Source organism: Streptomyces sp. NPDC007905 (assembly GCF_042959345.1).
Lineage (GTDB): Bacteria > Actinomycetota > Actinomycetes > Streptomycetales > Streptomycetaceae > Streptomyces.
The window spans coordinates 35,471-59,823 of sequence record NZ_JBIBKS010000027.1 but is presented as its reverse complement, the minus strand read 5'-3'; the positions used below and the strand labels follow the sequence as shown (position 1 = coordinate 59,823).

Annotated in this window: 17 protein-coding genes and 1 pseudogene; 8 read left to right on the top strand and 10 right to left on the bottom strand. The window is 70.5% G+C overall.

What is annotated here, in order from left to right; all coding sequences use genetic code 11:
• Positions 1 to 180: 180 nt before the first annotated feature.
• Together ACFZDC_RS35295 and ACFZDC_RS35290 are read left to right on the top strand one after the other, a co-directional pair.
• Positions 181 to 1,395, top strand: a complete 1,215-nt coding sequence (locus ACFZDC_RS35295) for a cytochrome P450 (RefSeq protein ID WP_391330286.1) — start codon at positions 181 to 183, stop codon at positions 1,393 to 1,395.
• A gap of 45 nt (positions 1,396 to 1,440) precedes the next feature.
• Positions 1,441 to 1,635 (top strand): ferredoxin, encoded by a 195-nt coding sequence (locus tag ACFZDC_RS35290; protein ID WP_391330284.1) that lies wholly within the window; start codon positions 1,441 to 1,443, stop codon positions 1,633 to 1,635.
• 103 nt (positions 1,636 to 1,738) lie between these two features.
• Here the strand turns inward: ACFZDC_RS35290 and ACFZDC_RS35285 are convergent, their stop codons facing one another.
• Positions 1,739 to 5,245: a BTAD domain-containing putative transcriptional regulator gene (locus ACFZDC_RS35285; RefSeq protein WP_391330282.1), complete on the bottom strand. Its 3,507-nt coding sequence runs from the start codon at positions 5,243 to 5,245 to the stop codon at positions 1,739 to 1,741.
• A 481-nt stretch (positions 5,246 to 5,726) separates the two neighbouring features.
• On the opposite strand from ACFZDC_RS35285, the gene ACFZDC_RS35280 reads away from it, so the two are divergent.
• The 5 genes from ACFZDC_RS35280 to ACFZDC_RS35260 all read left to right on the top strand — a co-directional run bounded on the left by ACFZDC_RS35280 (position 5,727) and on the right by ACFZDC_RS35260 (position 11,881).
• The gene (locus tag ACFZDC_RS35280) at positions 5,727 to 6,305 is read left to right on the top strand and encodes a LuxR C-terminal-related transcriptional regulator (RefSeq protein WP_391330280.1); all 579 of its coding nucleotides are present in this window, start codon (positions 5,727 to 5,729) and stop codon (positions 6,303 to 6,305) included.
• Positions 6,306 to 6,783: 478 nt separating this feature from the next.
• Positions 6,784 to 8,427 (top strand): GMC oxidoreductase, encoded by a 1,644-nt coding sequence (locus ACFZDC_RS35275; RefSeq protein ID WP_391330279.1) that lies wholly within the window; start codon positions 6,784 to 6,786, stop codon positions 8,425 to 8,427.
• Positions 8,428 to 8,521: 94 nt separating this feature from the next.
• A complete protein-coding gene (locus tag ACFZDC_RS35270; RefSeq protein ID WP_391330277.1) occupies positions 8,522 to 9,289 on the top strand; it encodes an alpha/beta fold hydrolase in 768 nt (255 codons plus the stop codon).
• Positions 9,290 to 9,486: 197 nt separating this feature from the next.
• Complete coding sequence (locus tag ACFZDC_RS35265; protein WP_391330275.1) at positions 9,487 to 10,059, top strand: helix-turn-helix transcriptional regulator; 573 nt, start codon at positions 9,487 to 9,489, stop codon at positions 10,057 to 10,059.
• A 97-nt stretch (positions 10,060 to 10,156) separates the two neighbouring features.
• The gene (locus ACFZDC_RS35260; RefSeq protein ID WP_391330273.1) at positions 10,157 to 11,881 is read left to right on the top strand and encodes an acyl-CoA dehydrogenase family protein; all 1,725 of its coding nucleotides are present in this window, start codon (positions 10,157 to 10,159) and stop codon (positions 11,879 to 11,881) included.
• Positions 11,882 to 12,297: 416 nt separating this feature from the next.
• Here ACFZDC_RS35260 and ACFZDC_RS35255 read toward each other — a convergent pair whose 3' ends face one another.
• The 9 genes and pseudogenes from ACFZDC_RS35255 to xylB form a co-directional block, all read right to left on the bottom strand.
• Positions 12,298 to 13,182, bottom strand: coding sequence for an alkaline phosphatase family protein (locus ACFZDC_RS35255; protein WP_391330272.1), 885 nt, complete (start codon positions 13,180 to 13,182; stop codon positions 12,298 to 12,300).
• Between the two features lie 741 nt (positions 13,183 to 13,923).
• Positions 13,924 to 15,087 (bottom strand): annotated as a pseudogene (locus ACFZDC_RS35250) (ATP-binding cassette domain-containing protein); the annotation flags it as partial.
• Positions 15,088 to 15,149: 62 nt separating this feature from the next.
• Positions 15,150 to 16,673 (bottom strand): aldehyde dehydrogenase family protein, encoded by a 1,524-nt coding sequence (locus tag ACFZDC_RS35245; RefSeq protein WP_391330270.1) that lies wholly within the window; start codon positions 16,671 to 16,673, stop codon positions 15,150 to 15,152.
• A gap of 56 nt (positions 16,674 to 16,729) precedes the next feature.
• Positions 16,730 to 18,037: a GAF domain-containing protein gene (locus ACFZDC_RS35240; RefSeq protein WP_391330269.1), complete on the bottom strand. Its 1,308-nt coding sequence runs from the start codon at positions 18,035 to 18,037 to the stop codon at positions 16,730 to 16,732.
• Between the two features lie 78 nt (positions 18,038 to 18,115).
• Positions 18,116 to 18,718 carry an N-acetylmuramoyl-L-alanine amidase gene (locus tag ACFZDC_RS35235; protein WP_391330267.1) on the bottom strand — a complete coding sequence of 201 codons (603 nt, stop codon included), beginning with the start codon at positions 18,716 to 18,718 and terminating at the stop codon, positions 18,116 to 18,118.
• Between the two features lie 59 nt (positions 18,719 to 18,777).
• Positions 18,778 to 19,224 carry an acetamidase/formamidase family protein gene (locus ACFZDC_RS35230; protein WP_391330265.1) on the bottom strand — a complete coding sequence of 149 codons (447 nt, stop codon included), beginning with the start codon at positions 19,222 to 19,224 and terminating at the stop codon, positions 18,778 to 18,780.
• An 18-nt stretch (positions 19,225 to 19,242) separates the two neighbouring features.
• Positions 19,243 to 19,875, bottom strand: a complete 633-nt coding sequence (locus tag ACFZDC_RS35225) for a hypothetical protein (protein ID WP_391330263.1) — start codon at positions 19,873 to 19,875, stop codon at positions 19,243 to 19,245.
• 416 nt (positions 19,876 to 20,291) lie between these two features.
• On the bottom strand, positions 20,292 to 21,500 hold the full coding sequence (locus ACFZDC_RS35220) for an ROK family protein (protein WP_391330261.1): 1,209 nt from the start codon (positions 21,498 to 21,500) through the stop codon (positions 20,292 to 20,294).
• Positions 21,501 to 21,550: 50 nt separating this feature from the next.
• The gene (xylB, locus tag ACFZDC_RS35215) at positions 21,551 to 22,996 is read right to left on the bottom strand and encodes a xylulokinase (protein WP_391330259.1); all 1,446 of its coding nucleotides are present in this window, start codon (positions 22,994 to 22,996) and stop codon (positions 21,551 to 21,553) included.
• Between the two features lie 189 nt (positions 22,997 to 23,185).
• On the opposite strand from xylB, the gene xylA reads away from it, so the two are divergent.
• On the top strand, positions 23,186 to 24,352 hold the full coding sequence (gene xylA / locus ACFZDC_RS35210; RefSeq protein ID WP_391330257.1) for a xylose isomerase: 1,167 nt from the start codon (positions 23,186 to 23,188) through the stop codon (positions 24,350 to 24,352).
• Position 24,353: the final 1 nt, after the last annotated feature.

Genomic DNA, 24,353 nt, shown 5'->3' with positions numbered 1-24,353 from the left:
GCTCCTGCGGCGCTTGCCGCACCGCCACAGCCCGACGCGACGGCGGTTGCGTCCCCGAGCGGCCCGGCGCGCAGTCCTGACCGGACCGGCCAAGGCACTGCTGACGGACAGAAACCTGTTTCCCGTGGCCGAACACGTATCGATGAACGACCGCACTGCCGATTGTTTGAAAGGCACGACATGACCGAGACCGAAATCCGCCGCACCGGGTCGTCGGCTCCGTCCTTCCCCCAGGACAGGACCTGCCCGTACCAGCCGCCGAAGGCCTACGCGCAATGGCGGGGCGAGAGCCCGCTGACGCAGGTCACGCTGTTCGACGGCCGACCGGCGTGGCTGATCACCGGGCACGCCGAGGGTCGGGCGCTGCTCGTCGATCCCCGGCTGTCCTCCGACTGGGGTCACCCGGTCTTCCCCGTCGTCGTCCAGCGCACCGAGGGCCGCGGCGGGCTCGCGTTCCCGCTGATCGGCGTCGACGACCCCCTGCACGCCCGGCAGCGTCGCATGCTGATCCCCAGCTTCGGCGTCAAGCGCATGAACGCCATCCGCCCCAGGCTGCAGAGTCTCGTCGACCGGCTCTTGGACGACATGCTGGCGAAGGGGCCGGTCGCAGACCTGGTGTCGGCCTTCGCCCTGCCCGTGCCCTCCATGGCGATCTGCGAGCTCCTCGGCGTCCCGTACGGCGACCACGACTTCTTCGAGGAGTGCTCCCGCAACTTCGTGGGCGCCGCGACGTCGGCGGAGGCCGACGCGGCCTTCGCCGAACTGTACGCGTACCTCCACGGCCTGGTCGGGAAGAAGCAGGCCGAGCCTGAGGACGGCCTGCTGGACGAGCTGATCGCACGTCAGTTGGAGGAGGGCGAGCTGGACCACAACGAGGTGGTCATGATCGCGCTGGTCCTGCTGGTGGCCGGCCACGAGACCACCGTCAACGCGATCGCCCTCGGAGCCCTCACGCTCATCCAGCACCCCGAGCAGATCGACGTGCTGCTGCGCGACCCCGGTGCGGTCTCGACAGTGGTCGAGGAGCTGCTGCGGTTCACCTCGGTCTCCGACTACCTGGTCCGGATGGCCAAGGAGGACATCGAGGTCGGCGGCGAGACCATCAAGGCCGGGGACGCGGTGCTGGTTTCCATCACGCTGATGAACCGCGACGCCAAGGCGTACGAGAACCCCGACGTCTTCGACGCCCGGCGCAACACGCGTCACCACGTCGGTTTCGGCCACGGCATCCATCAGTGCCTGGGCCAGAATCTCGCCCGCGCCGAGCTCGAGATCGCCCTGGGTACCCTCTTCGCCCGGATCCCGGGCCTGCGGCTGGCCGTACCCCTGGACGAGGTGCCCATCAAGGCCGGGCACGACGCCCAGGGCCCGATCGAGCTCCCCGTCACCTGGTGAGGACCCGGGCGGAGTGAACCGGAAGGAAGGAAGGCGGGTCACGCCATGCGCATCACCATCGACCGCGACCGGTGCATCGGCTCCGGTCAGTGCGTCATGACCGCACCCGGTGTTTTCACGCAGGACGACGACGCGCTGGTCGCCCTGGTCCCGGGACATGAGGACGGCGCGGGGGACCCGCGCGTGCACGACGTCCCCACGGCCTGTCCGGTACAGGCGGTCGCGGTCTTCGAGGACTGAGCGGCATCGGCCGCAAGGCGTGGGGTCCGCAACCGTGCGAGCGGTGGCTCTCCGGGAGCCGGGCGGCCAGAGCCACCGCGTGCCGGGATCCCGCAGCGGCGCATTACGGGGACGGGGGACGGCCCAGCAGTTCGTGGAGCAGCGGCGTCGCGGGCAGTGCCGGGTGGAGGTACACGCGCTCGCGGCGCTGTTCGACGGCGGCCAGGAGCATCCGGAAGGTGGACCTCGCCTCCTCGATCCGCCCGCCGTGATGTTGTGCCTGGCCCAGCAGGCCCAGATGGAGCGGGTGGCGTAAGTACGTCCTGGACTGGCCCAGCTCGGCGAGCGAGGTGTGCATGAGGGCGAGGCCGTCGTCGTGATCTCCTGCGTGCGCCAGACCCCACCCTTTGACGACGCCCAGCATTGCCTTCCAGTAGACAAGCCCGTGCTCGCCCGCAACGCGGACGCCCTCGTCGCTCGAGGCGAGTGCGGTGCGGGTGTCGCCCTCCCAAGCCGCCACGACCCCGTCCACGTAGAGCGCGAAGGAGCGGTCGGACGGCCTGCTGTCGTACTCGGTGAGGCTCAACAGCTCACGTCGGCGCGAGCCGGCGGTCTGCCGGTGTCCAAGGAGCCAGTGGGTGAAGGTGTCGTAGGAGCGGCAGGAGACGCGTGGGTCGTGCTGGAAGGTACGCGCCAGCGAGTGACCCTCGTTGGCGAAACGATCCGCCATGCCGACGCCGCGCTCCAGTTCGGCGAGCGCCTGCGGCAGCATTCCGCGCACATGCAGCACGATGCCTTCGCCGTACGCCGCACCGAGCGCCGCCACGGGCTCCCGGGTCTGCCGCGAGATGTCCCGGAGCAGGCCGGAGAACTGCCGCGAGGCGTCGTAGCGGCCGGTGACCAGGTTTGCCGTGCACAGCGCCCAGAGCACCGACGGGTCCTCGGGGGCATGAGTGACCGTGCTGAGGGTGCGACCGCGCGTCAGTGCCGTCTCGGCCTCGGGGTGGCCGTAGCCGCGAGTGGTGGCGAGTACCTGGCCGAGTTGGATGTGCAGCTTCTGTTCCAACCTCACCGTGGCGGAATCGTCGGGCGGTAGGAAGCCGACCAGGTGCACTGCGCGGCGCAGCCAGATCTCCACCTGCTCGTACGCCATGGACTGCTCGGCGTGTTCCGCGGCGAGCAGCAGCCGGGGCAGCACCTCGGCGGCGGGCAGTGCACTCTTGGCGTGCCAGCTGTGATGTGCCACCCGCTCGATCTCCTCGTCCCCCACTTGCCCGCGCCTGCGCGCGCGCAGCGCGTCGGCGGTCCTGGCGTGCAGGCGGTGGCGGTCCTCACGGGGGAGTTCGTCAACGAGCGTCTCCTGGACCAGGGCGTGCGCGAAGTGCAGCCGCCCCGGATGGTGCGGATCCTCCGCGAGCAGGCCGGCACGGATGGCCGACTCAAGACCCGGGATGACCGGTTCGTCGCGCGTGGCGGTCCGCTGCAACAGGTCGGTGTCCACCTCGGCGCCGATGACGGCGCACAGTCGAAGCACCCGCAGGACCGGCTCGGGCAGCGCGGCGAACCGCTGGTGCAGCGCCTCGCGTACGCCGGTGGGAATGTGGGCCAGGAGCGCGTCAACCGCATCCGGGCGATGGAGTTTACGCGCATCGCCCACGAGGGAGAGAAGCTGCATCACGAAATACGGGTTGCCTTCGCTGCGCCGGTGCAGCACCTCGACAACCTTTGGGTCCACGCCGGACCCTGCATGTGCCTCGACGAGGGCGCCGACGGCCCGCAGGGAGAGCCCGCAGAGCCGCAGCGTGTCGGTCCTGGGGCCGCGTAGCACGTCGGAGACCATCCGGCGCAGCGTTGCGTCCGACTCGGCCTCGAACTCCCGGGCCGTGAGCACGATGCCGAGCGGATGGCCCTGGCAGCGGGTGCTCAGTAGCCTGAGCAGGTCGAGGGAGGCGGTGTCCGCCCATTGCAGATCTTCGAGGAGCAGCACGAGCGGGTGTTGCCCGGCGAGGGCGAGTAACACCTCGCAGACCGCGTCGTGGGCGAGGAAGCGGGCCTGGCACCAGTCGGAGGCCCATCTCGGGCCTGCGGCCCGGGCCGCCGACCGCTCGGGCATCAGTGGGGCGAGCAGGGCGCCGTACGGTTCCGTCGCCTCGCGAAAGGCATCCGGCCGGGTGGCGGACAGCCGCCGCAGGATCTGGGTCCACAGCCAGTAGGCGGGGACGCCTTCGCCGCGAAAGCAGTGGCTCCAGACCACCTCCACCCTGGAGCCCTTCTCCTGCGCGTCCATGCTCTCCAGACGTGCCGCAAGTTCGAGCAGCAGGCGGGTCTTTCCGACTCCTGGGGGGCCGAGGACGCCGGCCACATGGCCGTGGCCCACGACCGCGCTCGCGGCGGCGGTCGTCAGGCGGTCGAGCTCCTGGCTGCGGCCGGTGAACGGAGAAGGGGCAGCCGTCCAACCCGGCGCGAAATCCGTGGATCCGCCGGCCCCCGGGGCGGTTGCCGGCTCGCGCTCCGGCCCGGGTACAGGCTGCCACTGGGCTGTCCCGGCTTGCGTGCCGGCGGCATCCGCCCGCGCACCCGGCGGCACATTGGCCGGCGCCTCCGGGCGCGCGTCGGTCCCCGTGATCCCCTCGCGCTCGACGGCCGCGACGGAGTCGTCTGTCCCATGGGCGTCGCCGGTTGCCCTCGGCCGGCCGTGCCCCAGGGTCGTGACGGCCGTCCTACCGTCCCCGGAGCCCTCGAAGCCCTCGAAGCCCTCGAAGCCCTCGGAGCCCTCGAAGGCCTCGAAGGCCGCGGAGTCCGGTGCTCTGTCGTCACCGATCTCGTTCCGCACCAGCGGGATGTGTGACGCTCCGGTGGACTTGAGGGGTACGGGATACGGCTTCTTCGAGGGGGCGCTCGCTCCCGGCTCCTGGCGCAGGATCGCGTTTCTGACCCGGCGCAGTTCGGCCGCGGTGTCCACACCGAACTCCTCGACCAGATGGCTGCGCGTCCGCTCGTACACCTCAAGCGCCTCGGCCTGCCGCCCGAGCCGGGACAGTGCCGTCATGAGGTGGCCGACCAGCCGCTCCCGCGTGGGATGACGGCGCGCCTCTCCGTCCAGATCGGCGGCGACCTCTTCGGCCGCGCCGAGAGCCAGCCGCGCCTCCGCGCAGGACTCCACGGCGGTGAGCCGGATCTGTTCGAGTCGGGTGCACTCGTCGCTGAGCGGCGGATGGCTGTCGAACTCCGCGTATGGTGAGCCGCGCCACAGTTCCAAGGCCTCGGTGAGCCGGGCGTGCGCGGTGCGCGGATCGCGCTGCTCCAGCAGCCGCCGTCCGTCGGTGACCAGACGCTCGAAGCGGCAGGCATCGACCTGTTCGGGATCGAGATCGAGGACATAACCGCGCGTCCGATGACGCAGCACCGAAAGTTGGCCCGTTCCCGCCCCTGCGTGCAGGGCCCTGCGCAGATGAGAGATGTGGCTTTGGAGTGTGGCGATGGCGTGACGGGGCGCTGCGTCACCCCACAGTTCCTCGACGAGCAGTTCGGTGGGCACCACGCGGCCAAGGCGGATGAGCAGCAGGGCGAGCAGTGTTCGCCGGCGTGGCGGTCCGAGCGGCAGGTCATGCCCGTCGCGTCGCGCCGACATGGGCCCCAGAACGCTCACTAACAGCTCAGCCTGGCCGGTTGTGGTGGGTGACACGTTTGCGGTCGGAGGTGCGGGCATGACGGTCCCCATCGTTCTCGCGGTACGGCTGGCTGACGGACGGTTTCGAGCCGGCTGGTCTCACACCGTCTCCTGCGGATCCTGGCATAGGGAAAGCGCCTTCCAAGCCGGAGGTCCATCGATTGGCAAGAAAGCGGCAGGTATCCGGCAAGGATTTCGACAGGGGGTCCGGAAAACGATGGCGGGTGACGGAAAGGGACCGCCAGCGGCTCGACCCGGACGCCGCAAGCGCGGTGACGCACGATGTTCGGCATCTGGTGATACCGCTGGTAGCAGGGTCGACGGCGCCCCTGCGACGGCCTTCGCGGCCGCTCCCGGTTTCCCATTGATTTCGCCCTCATTAAGTACTGTGACAGGGAGCACCCTCTTGCTGAGTCCAGCACCTGCAACCCCAGGCCTGTGCATGGCGAGCCTCGATAAAACCCTGACCATCCAGCAGGCGAACCAGGAGTTCTTCCGGCAGTTCAACGGCTCGTCCGAAGACATATGCGGTCGCAATTTCCGTGACGTGGTGCACCCGAGCGTGCAGCAGCCGCTGGTGCGTCAATTCTCCAATTTGCTGGAAGGGAGGCACCAGCGATTCGTCACGCCGGTCATTGCCGTGGGGCCTGGCGAGGAGTCCGCCTTCACCGTTCCCCTCACCGCGGTCGCGGTGCGCGGTGGCCTGCCCGACACGACCGCGATCCTGGTCATGATGCCCACGGCCGGGGACGCCGAGGGGACACGGGTGGTGCCCAAACGCAAGAAGATCCTCTCCGCGATGGACGCGCGCATCCTCGAAGGCATCGCCGCCGGCGTCTCCACCGTCCCCTTGGCGGCAAGCCTCTACCTCAGCCGGCAGGGCGTCGAATACCACGTGACCTGCCTGCTGCGGAAGCTGAAGGTGCCCAACCGCGCCGCGCTGGTCTCCCGCGCCTACTCCATGGGCGTGCTCAAGGTCGGCACCTGGCCACCCGAGGTCGTGGACGACTTCGTGAAGTGAGCGGGCACGGGGCCCACGCCGGGCGCCCCCTCGCGCCGGTGGCTGTGGCAGCGTTCACCCTGGCCGACCGCAGGGGCGCCGCACGCGCCGCTCACCAAGTGACCGCAAGCACATGGCGGAAACGGCTCGAGTGGGTTCGCGCGCCGTGGCGAAGCACCTCACCAGCGCCTGCCGCAAGCTCCCGGTTGCCGGAGGGTCCCAACCGGCCGCGTCCTGCCCTTGGCTGCCCTGCCCGGCGGACACCTGAAGGCACGCGTGAGCGCTGTCCGCGCCCGGGAGCGGGCCGTACGTAATCCCTCTTCCGTACCCGGGGTGACCGAACCTCCGGGCCCGGCCTCCACGGGGTCAGCCCGCCCGATCCGGATGTCGTCGGCGGTCTTTGCGCGGTCTCCCCACGGTCCGGTCCGCCCCAGGCCGCGCAGCTTCGGCCGGCCTTCCGATTCATCTTCCTTCTCCCCCCAAGCTCAGGAGACACAGCGTGATTGCACACCAGCCTCTGTCGCGCCGCCGCCTGCTCGGCCTGACGGCCTTGGGCGCCGCCGCACTCGCGGGGCAGACCACGATCACCGCCGCCCCTCGGGCGGCCGCTGCCACCGCAACCAGTGGTTCCGGCGGCACGTTCGTCCCTGCCGTCGTGGTCGGCACCGGTTACGGCGCGGCCGTCTCCGCCCTGCGTCTCGGCGAGGCAGGGGTCCCCACTCTGATGCTGGAGATGGGCCGGCTGTGGAACCAGCCCGGCCCGGACGGCAACGTGTTCTGCGGGATGCTCACACCCGACAAGCGCTCCAGCTGGTTCAAGACCCGCACCGAGGCCCCGCTCGGCTCGTTCCTGTGGCTCGACCTCGCCAACCGGGACATCGAGCCCTACGCGGGTGTCCTGGACCGGGTCAACTTCGACCAGATGTCCGTGTACGTGGGACGCGGTGTCGGCGGCGGTTCGCTCGTCAACGGCGGCATGGCGGTCACGCCCCGGCGCTCGTACTTCGAGGAGGTGCTGCCCCAGGTCGACGCCGACGAGATGTACACCAAGTACTTTCCGCGCGCGAACTCGACCCTCCGGGTCAACAACATCGACAAGAGCTGGTTCGAGCAGACCGAGTGGTACACGTTCGCGCGGGTCTCGCGCCGACAGGCCTCGAATGCGGGCCTGACCACCACCTTCGTGCCCAACGTCTACGACTGGGACCACATGCGCCGTGAGGCGGACGGCACGGTACCCAAGTCCGCGCTGGCCGCCGAGGTCATCTACGGCAACAATCACGGCAAGGTCTCACTCGACAAGAGCTACCTGGCGGCCGCCCTGGGCACCGGCAAGGTCACCATCGAGACCTTGCACCAGGTCAAGACGATCCGTCAGCAGAACGACGGCACATACCTGCTGACCGTCGAGCAGCGGGACACCGACGGCAAGCTGCTCGCGACCAAGGAGGTCTCCTGCCGCCACCTCTTCCTCGGCGCCGGCAGCCTGGGCTCGACCGAACTGCTGCTGCGTGCCCGCGAGACCGGCACTCTCCCGAACCTCAGCTCCGAGGTCGGCGGAGGCTGGGGGCCCAACGGCAACGTCATGACCGCCCGCGCCAACCACATGTGGAACCCCACGGGCACTAAGCAGTCGTCGATCCCCGCCCTCGGCATCGACGACTGGGACAACCCGAACACTCCCGTCTTCGCCGAGATCGCCCCGCTGCCGGCGGGTGTCGAGACCTGGGCCAGCCTCTACCTGGCCATCACCAAGAACCCGGAGCGCGGCACCTTCGTCTACGACGCCGCCAAGGACCGGGCGGACCTGCGCTGGACCCGGGACCAGAACGCGCCCGCGGTCGCGGCAGCGAAGTCGCTGTTCGACCGCATCAACAAGGTCAACGCCACCATCTACCGGTACGACCTCTTCGGCAAGCAGATCAAGGCCTTCGCCGACGACTTCTGTTACCACCCGCTCGGCGGCTGCGTCCTCGGCAAGGCCACCGACGGCTACGGCCGCGTCGGCGGATACAAGAACCTCTACGTCACCGACGGCTCGCTCATCCCCGGCAGCATCGGCGTCAACCCGTTCGTGACCATCACGGCGCTGGCGGAGCGGAATGTCGAGCGCATCATCAAGGAGGACGTCACGGCTTCCTGACGAGCGGTGGGCGGGCCCCGCCCCGCCCCTTCTCCTCCCGGCGAACGCCCCGCCACGGTGGGCGGTCCAACCGAAACCGAAGAGGAACGATTCCGTGAACTCCCCGCTCACCGAGGACAACGGCCTGTGGATCCGCAGGTTCCACCCGCGCCCCGACAGCCGCGTCCGGCTGGTCTGCCTGCCCCACGCGGGCGGCTCCGCCAGCTTCTACTTCCCCGTGTCCCGGTCCATGCCCGACAGCGTCGACGTGCTGTGCGTGCAGTACCCCGGCCGTCAGGACCGCCGCGGCGAACCGCTCCTGGACTCCGTGCCGGCGCTCGCCGACAAGGTCTACGAGGCCCTCCTGCCCTGGACCGACCGGCCCATCGCCCTGTTCGGCCACAGCATGGGCGCCTCCCTCGCCTACGAGGTCGCCCGACGGCTGGAGCAGGAGCGGGGCATCGTACCCGCCGCCCTCATCGCCTCCGGCCGCCGCTCCCCGTCCACGCACCGCGACGAGACCGTCCACCTGCGCGACGACGACGGCCTCGTCGCCGAGATGCGCGGCCTCAGCGGCACCAACCCCCAACTGCTGGGCGACGAGGAAGTCCTGCGCATGATCCTGCCGGCCATCCGGGCGGACTACCGCGCAGCCGAAACCTATACCTGGGAACCCGGGCCGCCCCTGCGCTGCCCCGTGACCTGCCTCGTCGGTGACGACGACCCGAAGGTCACCGTGGAGGAGGCCGCCGCCTGGTCCGGGCACACCGACGGCCCCTTCATGCTGAAGGTCTTCCCCGGCGGCCACTTCTTCCTGGCCCAGCACCAGACGGCAATCGTCCGCCTCATGGCCACCCAGCTGGAGGTGCCCGACCGGGCATGAGGACCGGCCCGCCCGTCGCACCGTGAGGCCCCGCACAGCGCGCGGATCCGGCCGCCGGACGTTGCCTGCCGGCGGCAGGTCGTCCCGTGCTGCGTAGCACTCTGCCGCTGGGACAGGGGGCGTCCGGGGGGTGAGCCGCGTCGCATCGGAGCGGTCGAGGCTTGCTATGCAACGAGTTGCATAGAAGGATCGGTGTCATGGCGCTCGAACACGCGATTTTGGTGTCGCTTTTGGAGAAGCCCGGATCCGGCTATGAGCTGGCGCGGCGTTTCGAACGGTCCATCGGCTACTTCTGGACCGCGACCCACCAACAGATCTATCGCGTGCTCAAGCGTATGGAGAACGACGGTTGGATCGACGTCCGGGACGTCCCGCAGCAGGGCCGGCCGGACAAGAAGGAGTACAGCGTCGCCGACCTCGGCCGGGCCGCGCTGTCCTCCTGGTTGCACGATCCGATCGAGCCGGAGAGCGTCCGCCACGACCTGGCCGTCAAGATCCGGGGCGCCGCCTTCGACGACCCGACCGCCCTGATCCGCGAGGTGGAGCGGCACCGGCAGGCGCACCGGGACCGGCTGGCGCACTATCTCGCAGGACAGGCGCGGGACTTCACGGGGCCCGAGGCGAACGCGGCCGGTCCGCAGGCACCGCTCGACGCGGAGCGGGAGCTCCAGCACGTCGTGCTGCGCGGCGGCATCGCGTACGAGCGGATGATGATCGGCTGGCTTGACGACGTGCTCGCCACGCTGGTCCGGCTCGGTGGGGGCTGCTGATCGCCGCCGCATCCTCCGCCGTTCCTCCCGATCCGGCCAGTCCAGTCGTCACACCTCTCGATTGCCACCCGTCCACCAGCGAAAAGGCGTCCTCACCATGGCTGACCAGCTGCTGTTCAACCCGCGCACTTACGATCCCGCACACTTCGACCCCGAAACGCGGCGCTTGCTGCGTGCCACCGTCGACTGGTTCGAGGAGCGCGGGAAGAGGCGGCTGATCGAGGACTACCGGACCCGCGCGTGGCTCGGCGACTTCCTCGCCTTCGCCGCGAAGGAGAACCTGTTCGCCACCTTCCTGACGCCGTCGTCCGCCGCCGGGGAGGGGGAAGCGCACAAGCGGTGGGACACCGCCCGGATCGCAGCGCTCAACGAGATCCTGGGCTTCTACGGCCTGGACTACTGGTACATCTGGCAGGTCACGATCCTCGGCCTCGGCCCGGTCTGGCAGAGCGACAACGCCGCCGCCCGCTCCCGCGCCGCGGAACTCCTCACCCAGGGCGAGGTGTTCGCGTTCGGCCTGTCCGAGAAGGCCCACGGCGCCGACATCTACTCCACCGACATGTTGCTCGAGCCCGACGGCGACGGTGGCTTCCGGGCCACCGGCTCCAAGTACTACATCGGCAACGGCAACGCCGCCGGACTCGTCTCCGTCTTCGGCCGTCGTAGCGACGTCGAGGGCCCCGACGGCTACGTGTTCTTCGCGGCCGACAGCCGTCACTCGGCCTACCACCTGGTCAAGAACGTCGTCGACTCCTCGAAGTTCGTCAGCGAGTTCCGCCTGGAGGACTACCCCGTAGCAGCCGAGGACGTCCTGCACACCGGCCGCGCCGCCTTCGACGCCGCCCTCAACACCGTGAACGTCGGCAAGTTCAACCTGTGCACCGCCTCGATAGGCATCTGCGAGCACGCGATGTACGAGGCCGTCACCCATGCCCACAACCGCATCCTCTACGGCCGTCCGGTCACCGGCTTCCCGCACGTGCGGCGCGAGTTGACCGACGCCTACGTCAGGCTCGTCGGCATGAAGTTGTTCAGCGACCGCGCTGTCGACTACTTCCGCTCCGCCGGCCCGGACGACCGCCGCTACCTGCTCTTCAACCCGATGACGAAGATGAAGGTGACCACGGAGGGCGAGAAGGTCATCGACCTGATGTGGGACGTCATCGCAGCCAAGGGCTTCGAGAAGGACAACTACTTCGGCCAGGCGGCCGTGGAGATCCGCGGTCTGCCCAAGCTGGAGGGGACGGTCCACGTCAACCTGGCGCTGATCCTGAAGTTCATGCGCAGCCACCTCCTCGACCCGGTCGACTACCCCGGGGTGCCGACCCGCCTCGACGCGGCCGACGACGACTTCCTGTTCCGGCAGGGACCGGCCCGCGGCCTCGGCTCGGTGCGCTTCCACGACTGGCGGCCCGCTTTCGACGCGTACGCGCACCTGCCCAACGTGACCCGCTTGCGCGAACAGGCCGACGCGCTCTGCGCGTTCGTCGCCACGGCCGGCCCCGACGCGGAGAAGAGCCGCGACCTCGATCTCCTCCTCGCCGTCGGTCAGCTCTTCGCCCTCGTCGTGCACGGGCAGCTCGTCCTGGAACAGGCCGCCCTGACCCGACTCGACGAGGACGTGCTCGACGAACTCTTCGCCGTTCTCGTGCGGGACTTCTCCGCGCACGCCGTCGAACTGCACGGCAAGGACTCGGCGACCGAACAGCAGCAGGACTGGGCGCTGGATTCGGTCCGGCGGCCGGTCGTCGACGAGGCACGTACGAAGCGGGTCTGGCAGCGGGTCGAGGCGTTGTCCGGAGCGTACGAGATGGCCCCGTAGACGCGCCGTACGCGTCACCGCTGGCTGGGGCACGCGGTGCCCCGCCACCGGTCGGTCAGGGTTCAGCTCCGAGTGCCGTGCGTGCCGTGCGTGCCGTGACGGCAACCAGAAGGCCCCCGCCATCTGGTACCGGGCGCCGACCGCCTGCATGACCGCCATCACGGACCACAGGGGCGTCCGCACCGCGACTCCGAACGCGGCCAAGGACCTGCTGCGCGCCATCAACCCCGAGTACGCCAACCCGAGTGCGCCACCGTGGCCGCGGCCCGGAGCGCGGCCAACGTCCGCTGACGCGCCGACGCGCTGCCTGGTCCGCGGGAGCATGGCCGCCACGGGGACCGCCGCCTCCCAGGAGGCGGCGGTCCTGATGGTGTTTCACCGCCGCGGGTCGGCTTTGTGTGAAGCCCGCCCCGCGGTCAGTTCCAGATGCCGGTGATGTCGGAGGCACCGGCCGCGGCCCCGGCGTGGGTCGTCAGCCCGGCCAGGTCCTCAAGGGTGCGCAGCGTGTCGTAGTGGCTGTAGTGCGTCGAGGTGGTGCTGCCCGGCGCGACGTGCGCACCGTAGAACACCGTGGCGACGTGGTTGCTGTGCGCGCTGTCGTCCTCGTCGAAGGTCACGGCCAGGATGCTGTTGTGCGTCTGGGCCCAGGCGGCGTAGGCACTGAGGTTGTTCTTCAGCCACGTGTCGCCGGTCGTGATGGAGCAGTCGTGCATGTCGTTGCACAGGTTCGGGATGACGAACGAGACCCTCGGCAGGGTCGTGTAGTCCGTCGGGAACTGCGCGAACGTGTGCGCCGTGTTCAGCGGAACGTTGCTGAAGGCGAACCACGGGTTGTGCTTCCGGGCGTACTTGGTGGCGGAGTTGGTGCACACAGTGGAGCCCTCGGAGGGCAGACCCTCGTTGTAGCTGCCCCAGGTCTTGCTGGCGGTGATGAGCTCGGAGCCGAGGTTCGCGGCGCTGCTGAACTGCGGGGTGTAGCAGTTGTCGTTGGTGATGCCCTGGTTGTTGCCGGAGAACAGGTCCAGGTAGTTCGGCTGGCTGGGGTGGGTGAGGGCGAACGAGTTGGTGAGATTGCCGCCGCCGGCCTTCAGCGTGTTGTTCAGGTACGGGGCGCTCGTGCTGCCGATGACCTGCTCGTAGGAGTGGTTCTCGAACACCACCACGACCACGTGGTCGGGAGCGGGAAGAGCGGCGGCCTGCGCAGCCGGGGCGGCGACCCACACCCCGACCAGGGCGGCGGGGAGGGCGGTGACAACGGCGAGCGCCCGGCGCGAGCGCTTGATGCGGGACAGCAAGGACACGGTGGACCTCCTGTGTGAGCGGAGAGCGGGGAGGTTGTCCACTGATCAGGTCCTTTCTGATCAGGCGGTAGGAGAGTAGAGCGGCGCAGCCAGGGCCTTCAGGTCATGTGCGATGAAAACCCGTCAAACAGCCGTTGGCTGCCGGGGGCTCATCCATCTCCTGTATTCACCTTCCGGAGGGTTGCCCCGGACAGCCATGGCTCCCATCGGAGCCGATCCCCGAGCGCGGATGGCGCAGCAGGTTGGTGTGTTCCGTAGGCGGTCCAGGCGAGGCGTGTCCGCCGCTCCATGCCCAACGCCGTGGCCCCAATGCCGAGTTCAGGGGCCGAGGGCGCAGCAGCGCAGCACGTCGAGATCGGCGGTTCCGGACGTCGGACCGACGTGTGGCTGGGTGCGAAGTCGATGCCGGTGGTGCGGTAACCGAGCTGGTGGAGGCGACGGGTGAGGGCGCCGTCGCCGGTGCCGATGTCGAGAGCCGGGCGCCCGTGGCCGGGCCCGGAACAGGGCGGTGAGCAGCGCCGGACGCGAGGTGCCGGTCGGCACTGGTGGTCACACGGGTGTGCCCGCCTCTCCGCCGGTGCGCTGTTGCACCAGCGGCGGCAGCCGCCGCGCCATCGTGCCGGTCGTCATCCGCGCGTGCCGGGCGAGGTGTCGGACGCAGCGCAGCTGCGGCGGAGACCCCCGTCAGGCTGCCGACCTGTGGTGTGGAGACGTTACGTCAAGGTCGGCACGGGATGGCGGTCATGCGGGGTCCGCCATGGTGGGCGGGGTCGGGTGCGGGATGGCGGGCGCCGGCGCGTACTGGGCGGCCTGGGCGTCGAACATCGCGGCGTAGCGGCCCTGGGCAGCCATCAGCTCTTCATGAGTGCCCTGTTCGGCCAGTCGGCCCTGGTGCAGGACATAGATGCGGTCGGCGTGCCGGACGCCGGACATGCGATGGGTGACCAGGACGACGGCCCGGTTCGGGGCGGCGAGCCGGCGGATGCGGTCGAAGGCGGCGATCTCCGCTTCTGGGTCGAGGGCGGACGTGGGCTCGTCCACGATGAGGACGCCGTCGGCCGCTGAGGTGGAGCTGCGCCAGTGGGTGCGGGCCAGGCCGATCTTCTGCCACTCGCCGCCGCACAGTTCGCTTGCGCCGCGGAACATCCGGGCCAGCAGGCTCTGCAGGCCGTCGGGGAGTTTAGCGATGACGGGTCTGGCCCCGGCGTGGTCGACGGACGGCTGCAGATCCTCGGGGCCGGCTTCATGGGCGGGCCGGCCGATCCGGATGTTCATCGCTGCCGTGACGGGCCGGCGTTGAAAGTCCTGGGTGAGCAGTGCGACGCGGTCGAAGAGGTGGGAGCGGTCCAGGGACGCCACGTCGGCATCACCCCATCGAACGGTCCCGCTCTGCGGCAGCAGGAGGCCCGACAGCACCTTCATCAGAGTGCTCTTGCCGGAACCGTTCTCGCCGACCACCGCGGTGACCGAGCCCATGGGCAGCGTGAGCGACACGCCGTCCAGGGCAGGGGTCCGGCGGTCCGGGTAGTGGTAGGTGACCTGGTCGAGGACCGCGTGCTTCACCCGTGTGGGAACGGGGTGGCCTCCGCGAGGGATGGCCCGGTGTGTGGCCTCCTTCAGGAAGCGGGAGTGATCGCGGACGTAGAGGGATTCCTCGTGCAGCTGGTTCACGTTCATCACCAGTGCGCCCAGGCTCGCCGAGCCGGAGCGGACGGCGATGACCGCGGTCCCGGCCACGGCCGGACTCATGTGCCCGCTCATGATCAGCAAGAACATGGTCCCGTATGTCGCCGCCATGGCCAGACCGGACATGGCGGCAGCGAGCCACTCCGTGGCTGCCTTGCTGGAGGCCAGCCGCTCCTGTTCGGCCTCGGCGCTCTCGGCCATGCGCTGGTATCGGCTGAGTGAGCCCAGCGGAAGGCGCCTGACAAGCAAAAGCCCAGGTCAGGCGCCTTTTCTCGTGGGTGTTAGAAGAAGCCGAGCTTCTTCGGCGAGTACGAGACCAGCAGGTTCTTCGTCTGCTGGTAGTGCTCCAGCATCATCTTGTGTGTCTCACGGCCGATTCCGGACTGCTTGTAGCCGCCGAACGCCGCGTGCGCGGGGTAGGCGTGGTAGCAGTTCGTCCAGACGCGGCCCGCCTGGATCGCGCGACCCGCACGGTAGGCGGTGTTGATGTCCCGGGTCCACACGCCTGCTCCGAGGCCGTACAGCGTGTCGTTCGCGATCTTGATGGCGTCGTCGAAGTCGTCGAAGGACGCCACCGACACGACCGGGCCGAAGATCTCCTCCTGGAAGACGCGCATGCGGTTGTCGCCCTCGAAGATGGTCGGCTGGACGTAGTAACCGCCCTTCAGCTCGCCGTCGTACTCGACGCGTTCGCCGCCGGTGAGGACCTTGGCGCCTTCCTGCCGGCCGATGTCCAGGTAGGAGAGGATCTTCTCCAGCTGGTCGTTGGAGGCCTGGGCGCCGATCATCGTGTCGGTGTCGAGGGGGTGCCCCGGCGTGATCAGTCGGGTGCGGGCCACGGCCGCCTCGAGGAACTCCGCGTAGTTGCCGCGCTGGACGAGCGCCCGGGAGGGGCACGTGCACACCTCGCCCTGGTTGAGAGCGAACATCGTGAAGCCCTCGAGCGCCTTGTCCCGGAAGTCGTCGTCGTGTGCCCAGACGTCGTCGAAGAAGATGTTCGGCGACTTGCCGCCCAGTTCCAGCGTGACCGGCTTGATGTTCTCCGAGGCGTACTGCATGATCAGCCGCCCGGTCGTGGTCTCTCCGGTGAACGCGACCTTCGCCACACGCGGGCTGGAGGCCAGCGGCTTGCCGGCCTCCACGCCGAAGCCGTTGACGACGTTGATCACGCCCGGCGGCAGCAGGTCCGCGATCAGGCTCATCCAGTAGTGGATGGACGCGGGCGTCTGCTCCGCCGGCTTGAGGACGACCGCGTTGCCCGCGGCGATCGCCGGCGCGAGCTTCCAGGCGGCCATCAGGATCGGGAAGTTCCACGGGATGATCTGCGCGACCACGCCGAGCGGCTCGTGGAAGTGGTACGCCACCGTGTCGTCGTCGATCTCGCCGAGCGAGCCCTCCTGCGCACGGATCGCGCCCGCGAAGTAGCGGAAGTGGTCTATGGCGAGCGGAATGTCGGCCGCTAGCGTCTCGCGCACCGGCTTGCCGTTCTCCCAGCTCTCGGCCACCGCGAGGGGTTCGAGGTGGGCCTCCATGCGGTCGGCGATCTTCAGCAGGATGTCGGAGCGCTCCGCCACCGACGTACGTCCCCAGCCGGGCGCGGCCTCGTGCGCCGCGTCCAGCGCCCGCTCGACGTCCTCCGCGGTACCGCGCGCGATCTCGGTGAACGGCTGCCCGTTGACCGGCGAAGGATTCTCGAAGTACTGCCCCCGCGACGGCGGCACGTACGCACCGCCGATGAAGTGGTCGTAGCGCGCCTGGTAGGAGACGATCGCGCCCTCGGTGCCGGGCGCCGCGTAACGGGTCATGCTGCTCTGCCTCCCGGTGAAGCGCTGCCCGCCGTTGGGCAGCTCTCGGCGCGAGGCTAGGCGGGCGGACGTTGCAAGTACGTTGCGCCGCGGGTCGGCACGGGGGCCCGGCAGGCCGGCACGGCCAGCTCGGCCTCCAGCGCCGCGAGCCGCGCCCGTACCGGCGCCGTGGGCCGTACTGCCGCGAGGGCCCGCCACACGTCGAGATCGTCCTCACCCCATGGCGCGTGCGCCCAGTCGGCGAGCAGATCGGGGTCGCGGTGGGCGATCAGCGCCGTTCGCAGAGCGTCGGCCAGACGCCGCCGGAGCCGTACGACCGCCGGGGCGTGAGAAGCCGGCAGCAGCGGGCCGGAGTACGCCTCCACCGCCGACGTGAGCGCGCCCGCCTCCAGCCGCCGCTCCACGACGGTGGCATCGGACTCGACCGCCGCTGTCAGCCGGTACGGCCGGGAGGCGAGCAGCCCCGGCCCCACCAGCCGCCTCAGCCGGGTCAGTTCCGCACGCAGGGTCACCGGCGTCACCGACTCGTCCGCGTACAGCGCGCACAGCAGCTCGTCGCCGGTCAGCCCCTCGGGATGGCGCGTGAGCAGGACGAGGATCTCGCTGTGCCGGCGGCTGAGCCTGATCCGGTGGCCGTCCAGGCGGAGTTCTGCCTCGTCGCGGCCGAGCGCGCTCAGCAAGGCGCCGTCCCCGGCAGGCCGGGGCGGTGCGAGCAGCGCGAGCTGCGACTCGGCGGCCCGCGCCACCGCCTGGACGAAGCCGAGACTGTGCGGATGCGCCAGTCCGTTGCCCCCGGTGATGTCGACGGCGCCGAGCACCCGGCCGGTGTGCGGATCGTGCACCGGAGCGGCCGCGCACGTCCACGGCTGCACCCGCCGTATGAAGTGCTCCGCCGCGAACACCTGCACGGGCCGGTCCAGGGCGACCGCGGTACCCGGCGCGTTGGTGCCCACCGCCGTCTCCGACCAGCGTGCCCCCGGCACGAAGTTCATCCGGTCCGCCCGGCGCCGGGTCGCCGGATGCCCCTCGACCCACAACAGCCTGCCGTTCGCGTCGCACACCGCGAGCAGATGCTCGCCGTCGGCGGCGAACGTGCCCATCAGTTCCCGGAACAACGGCATCACCCGGGCCAGCGGATGCTCGGTTCGGTAGACGCCGAGGTCGCCGTCGGTCAGCTCCACGCTCGCGGTGCCGTCCGGCCCCACACCGGCCCGTGCGCTGCGCCGCCACGACTCGGCCACCACCGAACGCACCGGGCGCGGCACCGTGCCCGCCGTGGTGAACGTCTCGTGCGCGCGGCGCAGCACCCGGACGCGCTCGGCGGGGTCGGCCCCCGGCTCCAGGGCCACCCACGGATCGGTCAACTCACCCTCCCGGACGGTGAAACGGCTGGGACCATCGTCACGCGCCGTGTTCGCGTGGACAACCGGTTCGACGTCCGCCTAGGCGAAATTGACCAGTCTGAGATAGCGGACCCAGTCCCAGCCCGGTCCCGGATCGATGTGGTCCGTGCCCGGCACCTGGTAGTGGCCGATGATGTGCTCCCTGTCCTTGGGGATGCCGTACTGGGTACAGATCGCCGCGGTCAGCAAAGCGGACTGCTCGTAGAGGGAATCGGTGAAGTAACCGGGCTGGTCCTCCCAGCCCTCGTGCTCGATGCCGATGCTGCGGGTGTTGTAGTCCCAGTTGCCCGCGTGCCAGGCGATGTCGGCCTCCCGCACGCACTGGGCCACGTGCCCGTCCGCCGACCGGACCAGATAGTGCGCGGACACCTTCTTCTCCGGGTTCTGGAAGATGGCCAGGGTGTCCGGGTAGGTCTCCTCTGTGACATGGATGATCACCCGGTCGACATCGTAGGATCCGGGGCGGTCTGACGAGGTGTAGTTGCCGGCGCTCGCCGGCTGCCATTCGGCCCGCGGATAGTCGACGGCTTTCCGCGCACCCGCCTGAGCGTCGGGAAGCAGTGCGTAGGGGACGGCGGCGAGGGCCGCGCCCTTCAGGATCCGTCGCCTGCTGAGCTGTCGTCCGGGCCGGTTGGTGTCCATCGTCGGCTGCCTTTCAGGAGCGGGTGTGGGGCTCACGTGCGTGTGCGGCTGATGCGGTGTCAGATGCGAAGTGTCCGGGCCGTCTCCCGCAGCCACGCGTGCAGGCCGCGGTAGGTCTCCCGCGCGGGCAACCACTCCTTGCGGAGCTTGGCCACGCACGTGTAGTCGGTGTCGCACACGATGGCCGACGGCGATTCGACCGCCTGGGTCGCGAACTGGTATGCGTCCAGTTCGCTGAACCCGTAGCCGCGCACCAGCCACTGCACCAGGTCAAGCTGCGATATCCGGAACGCGTCCTCCAGTGGGCGCGCCGATCCGGTCGAAATGAGATGTGCGTCCGACTCCATTCGGCGCCAGGGAGTGACGACGTCCTTGAGCAGGTCGACGATCACCACGGTGTTCATCGCGCACTCCACGGCCACGCCGCGGGTCTCACCCTCGCCCTGCCGCGCGTGCCCGTCACCGAGGCTGAGCAGGGCGCCCTCGACATTGACCCCAGATAGCAAGTGACCCCGGCTCACATTTCAGGCGTGTCCATGTTCCCGCCGTGCGCGTCCGGCACCAGGGCCGAGCGCACCTCCAGTTGGCGGGGGCCACGCCCACCGTGCCGTGCATGGGGTCGAGGGACAGCTCCAGCTCGATGTCGCTGTCCCGAGCCCGGAGAGGGCGGTGCGCCGGGTGCGGTCGAGCTGCCAGATCCGGACCCGCTCCGGGAGCGGGGGCTGCAGCGCGGCCATAGAGGGGGTCGGGGTGAGCGCCCCGAAGAGGGGACGGTGGTTGACGCCGAACAGCGGGAACAGCAGATGTCGCACCGGCTTGAGCGACTGACGGCCGCCTCGCAGGAAGTAACCCGCGCGGGCCGGGTTCACGACGATGTAGACGCCGACTACGACCGTGACGATCACCCTGGCCAGGAGCAGGAACGCGGTCACCGGGTCGTAGGCGAAACCGAGCCCGAGCACCGCGTCGATCGCGACGACGGTCTGGACCGCGATGCCCGCCCCGGGGGAGCGGGGCCGGGGATGCAGGGTGGCGAGCAGGCGGGGCAGGACCCGGATGCGGGCCAGGGCGAAGACCGTGCGGGTCGAGACGTTGGCGAACCCGCGGCGGGTAACTCGCGGGCCAGGTCGCCCACGCAGGCCGCGGTGAACATGCACGCCACCAGGGCGATCAGCAAGGCCAGTGGCGGGCTGCCGCCGGCGAATGCGGCTCCCGACGGAATCGAGGCGGCCACCGCGGCGGCCGGCGCCATCGCCGTGATGCTGTGGAACAGAACCTCGCGCAGCCCGATGGCGTCCCGCCGCAGCGCCCCGGCCTTCTCCCCGTGCATGTGTCCCCCGATGTGTGTCAGCCGACTCTGACTCGACGCGTCGTTCCCTCGTCCTGCGAGCGCTCCGCCGCGAAGCCCCGGCGGCCGCGCCTCGTGTGAATCACGGTACGGCGCGGGCGAGTTGGGCAGAAGAGTGCGCCGCGGTTCCGTGGACAACCCGCGAACTGTGGACAATTCGGCCACCCGATCGAGTGAGGCCAGGCAGTGAGGGTCGAGCAGGCAGTCAGGACCGAGACCAGGCAGTCAGGGCCGTTCCGCCACCGCCGCCGGATCGTCGAGCACGGCCCGGACGACCGAGTGGGCGGCGCCGAGCAGCGGACCCTCGGGACCCAGCCCGGACACCGACACCGGGCAGGCCGGTCCCGCAGTACGGCCTGTCAGCTCCTCCTCGAGCGACGGCAGCAGCCAGGGGGAGAGGCCGGCGAGGGCGCCGCCCAGAACGACCGTCTCGGGGTCGAGCAGATTGACCGCACCGGTCAGGGCGATGCCGAGCGCCGTGCCGGCGTCCCGCAGGGCCCGCCGTACGGCCTCGTCGCCCGCCTCGGCACGTCCCGCGAGTAGACCGACCAGGTCCTCGTGCGGCTCCAGCCCGGCCGCGCGCAGCACCGCCTCCTCACCGGCGTACTGCTCCAGGCACCCGCGCCCGCCGCATGGGCAGGGAGGTCCGTCGGGGTGGACGGGCACGTGTCCCAGCTCGCCCGCGAAACCCCTCGTGCCGCGCAGCAACAGCCCGTCCACGACGACCGCGGCACCGATGCCGATCTCGGCCGACACGTGCAGGAAGTCGCGCGGGGTGCCGGCACCGAGCCACAGCTCGGCCAGTGCGCCGAAGTTGGCCTCGTTGTCCACGGTCACGGGCAGGCCGCCGGGCAGCAGGCGGCCGAGGTCCGTGCCGTTCCAGTCGAGGTTCGGTGCGCGCACGACCGTACGGCCGTCCCGCGCCACCAGTCCCGGCACGGCGACCGCGAGACCGGCGGGCCACAGCCCCTCGCGGTCCGCCTCGGCCACGACCCGGCGGACCAGAGCCGTCAGCTCCTCGATGACCGGCTCCGGGGCACGGCCCCGGTTCGCCCTGTGCCGCACGGCCCTGGCGCGGACCGTGCCGCGCAGGTCCACCGCGCACACCGCGAGGTGGTCGACACCGACCTCCGCCCCGATGCCGGCGGGACCGCGCGCGCTCACCGCGAGCGCCGATCCGGGGCGGCCCACCCGGCCCGGCCGTTCGGGACCCAGTTCCTCCAGCAGCCCCGAGCGGATCAGCTCGTCGACGAGGGTCGACACCGCGGCACGTGTCAGGCCGATGTGCGAGGCGACCGCGGCCCGTGACAGCGGGCCTTCCGCGCTGACGGCGTGCATCACCCGGGCCAGGTTGCGTCGGCGCATGCCCTGTTGGGTGTCGGGAAGGGCGCGCCCGGTACCGGGCGGGCGGCCCTCGTGCAGCGGTGCGGTCATGCCTCCGTCGATTCTCGTTCTGCGAGCGGGCTCAGCTGCTGCGGCTGGGCTCAGTGCGCTTGCGTCCCCCGCCCCAGAAGCGGGGCCGCGTCGGAGAGTACCCCGCTGATCCGGGCCAGCGTCGCCTCGTCCCGCTCCACGGCCTCCAGCACCGGGCCTGCGGCCGTTCTCCAGCGGCGAGCCACTGCGGCCGGGTCCTCGCCGGTCAGCAGGCCCGCGGCCTGCGCCGCGGCCCCGAGGGCGACCAGTTCCCTGGCCTCCGGGACCTGGACCGGCCGCCCCGACAGCCGCCGTACCGTCTGCTGCCAGGCGGTGCCCCGGGCTCCGCCGCCGATCAGCAGGAGCGGGGCGGTTCGGTCCGCGTCCTCATCGAGTACCAGATCGAGTGCGCCGAGCAGCGCGTGCACCGCGCCGTCGTAGGCCGCCTGCAGCAGCTGGCCCGGGGTCGTGTCGTGCCGCAGCCCGTGCAGCAGGCCGGAGGCGTTCGGCAGGTTCGGAGTCCGCTCGCCGTCCAGGTACGGCAACAGGGTGACGGTGGTGCCCGCCTCGACGGCCTCTCGGTCCAGGCCCAGCAGGGCCGCGACACGGTCCACCGCCAGCGTGCAGTTCAGGGTGCAGGCCAGCGGCAGCCAGTCCCCGTGGGCGTCGGCGAAGCCGGCCACCGTGCCCGTGGGATCGGCGGGGCGGTGCTTGGAGACGGCGTACACGGTGCCCGAGGTGCCGAGACTCAGCACCGGTGTGCCCGGCCGCAGGCCGAGGCCCAGCGCGGCGGCCGCGTTGTCGCCGGTGCCGGGCGCCACCAGGGTCCCTTTGGAGAACGGCAGGTCGTGGCTGTCGCGCACGGTGCCGGCCACCTCACCGGGCCGTACCACCCGGGGCAGCAGCGCCGGGTCGAGCCCCACGTGCGCCAGCGTCTCCTCGTCGTACGCCTCCGTCCCGGACGCCCACCAGCCGGTGCCGGAGGCGTCGCCGCGGTCCGTGGTGCCCTGCCCGGTCAGACGCTCGGTGAGGTAGTCGTGGGGGAGCCGCACCCCCCGCGTGGCACGGACCGCCGCCGGCTCGTGCTCGGCCAGCCACGCCCACTTCGTGACCGTGAACGACGCCCCGGGCACGCTGCCGGTGCGCTCCGCCCAGGCCTTCGGGCCGCCCAGCTCCTCGACGAGCCGGCGGGCCTGCGGCGCCGAGCGGACGTCGTTCCACAACAGCGCCGGGCGTACCGGCTCGCCCCGCTCGTCCAGGGTGACCAGGCCGTGCTGCTGCCCGCCGATCGACACCGCTGCCGCCTCGTGCGCGGCCTCACCGCACTGCTGCAGCGCCTCGCACAGGGCGTCCCACCACTGGCGCGGATCACTCTCCCGGCCCCCGCCCGGGGAAACGGTGTGCGGCGCCTGGCCGCTCGCCACGATCTCCCCGGTGGCCGCGTCGACGACCAGCGCCTTCGTGGACTGGGTGGACGTGTCCACACCGACGACGAGCGGACCCTCGGCTGCTGACATCGGGCTCTCCCTCTTCCGCGGCTCAGCGGGATGTGCTGTGAGCTGGCTAAGACATCTGCCGACGGCATCTGTCGACATTGTCGAAGACACCGTGTCGTCAAAGACACCCTGTGTCTTCCCAGAGGTGCGCCCGCATACTAATTTGTAAACGGCCATGACGAAATAGTCGTACCCAGCAAGGAGCCGCTCATGAGCTACCAGCCCACCCCCGAGGACAGGTTCACCTTCGGCCTGTGGACCGTCGGCTGGCAGGGGAGGGACCCGTTCGGCGACGCCACCCGCCGCGCCCTCGACCCGGTCGAGACGGTGCGGCGCCTGGCCGAGCTCGGCGCCCACGGGGTGACCTTCCACGACGACGACCTGATCCCCTTCGGGGCCTCCGACACCGAGCGCGAGTCGCACATCAAGCGGTTCCGTCAGGCCCTGGACGCGACCGGCATGACCGTCCCGATGGCCACCACGAACCTCTTCACGCACCCCGTCTTCAAGGACGGCGCGTTCACCGCGAACGACCGCGACATCCGCCGCTACGCGCTGCGCAAGACGATCCGGAACATCGATCTCGCCGTCGAACTGGGCGCGAAGACGTACGTCGCCTGGGGCGGCCGTGAGGGCGCCGAGTCCGGCGCCGCCAAGGACGTGCGCGCCGCCCTCGACCGCATGAAGGAGGCCTTCGACCTCCTCGGCGAGTACGTCACCTCCCAGGGCTACGACATCCGCTTCGCCATCGAGCCCAAGCCGAACGAGCCACGCGGCGACATCCTGCTGCCCACCGTCGGCCACGCGCTGGCCTTCATCGAGCGCCTGGAGCGCCCGGAGCTGTACGGCGTCAATCCCGAGGTGGGCCACGAGCAGATGGCCGGGCTCAACTTCCCGCACGGCATCGCGCAGGCGCTGTGGGCGGGCAAGCTCTTCCACATCGACCTCAACGGGCAGTCCGGCATCAAGTACGACCAGGACCTGCGGTTCGGCGCGGGCGACCTGCGGGCCGCCTTCTGGCTCGTCGACCTTCTGGAGAGCGCCGGTTACGAAGGGCCCCGCCACTTCGACTTCAAGCCGCCGCGGACCGAGGACCTCGACGGCGTGTGGGCGTCGGCGGCCGGCTGCATGCGCAACTACCTCATCCTGAAGGAGCGTGCGGCAGCCTTCCGTGCCGACCCGGAGGTTCAGGACGCGCTGCGTGCCTCGCGCCTGGACCAGCTGGCGCAGCCGACCGCGGCGGACGGCCTGCAGGCCCTGCTCGGCGACCGCACGGCTTTCGAGGCCTTCGACGTGGAGGCGGCCGCCGCGCGCGGGATGGCCTTCGAACGGCTCGACCAGCTGGCAATGGACCACCTGCTGGGTGCGCGGGGCTGAG

Bases quoted from the DNA above. Each gene is read 5' to 3' on its own strand.
- ACFZDC_RS35295 (WP_391330286.1), top strand. From the start codon at position 181: ATGACCGAGACCGAAATCCGCCGCACCGGGTCGTCGGCTCCGTCCTTC.
- ACFZDC_RS35290 (WP_391330284.1), top strand. From the start codon at position 1,441: ATGCGCATCACCATCGACCGCGACCGGTGCATCGGCTCCGGTCAGTGC.
- ACFZDC_RS35285 (WP_391330282.1), bottom strand. From the start codon at position 5,245: ATGTCGGCGCGACGCGACGGGCATGACCTGCCGCTCGGACCGCCACGC.
- ACFZDC_RS35280 (WP_391330280.1), top strand. From the start codon at position 5,727: ATGGCGAGCCTCGATAAAACCCTGACCATCCAGCAGGCGAACCAGGAG.
- ACFZDC_RS35265 (WP_391330275.1), top strand. From the start codon at position 9,487: ATGGCGCTCGAACACGCGATTTTGGTGTCGCTTTTGGAGAAGCCCGGA.
- ACFZDC_RS35260 (WP_391330273.1), top strand. From the start codon at position 10,157: ATGGCTGACCAGCTGCTGTTCAACCCGCGCACTTACGATCCCGCACAC.
- ACFZDC_RS35245 (WP_391330270.1), bottom strand. From the start codon at position 16,673: ATGACCCGTTACGCGGCGCCCGGCACCGAGGGCGCGATCGTCTCCTAC.
- ACFZDC_RS35235 (WP_391330267.1), bottom strand. From the start codon at position 18,718: ATGGACACCAACCGGCCCGGACGACAGCTCAGCAGGCGACGGATCCTG.
- ACFZDC_RS35220 (WP_391330261.1), bottom strand. From the start codon at position 21,500: ATGACCGCACCGCTGCACGAGGGCCGCCCGCCCGGTACCGGGCGCGCC.
- xylB (WP_391330259.1), bottom strand. From the start codon at position 22,996: ATGTCAGCAGCCGAGGGTCCGCTCGTCGTCGGTGTGGACACGTCCACC.
- xylA (WP_391330257.1), top strand. From the start codon at position 23,186: ATGAGCTACCAGCCCACCCCCGAGGACAGGTTCACCTTCGGCCTGTGG.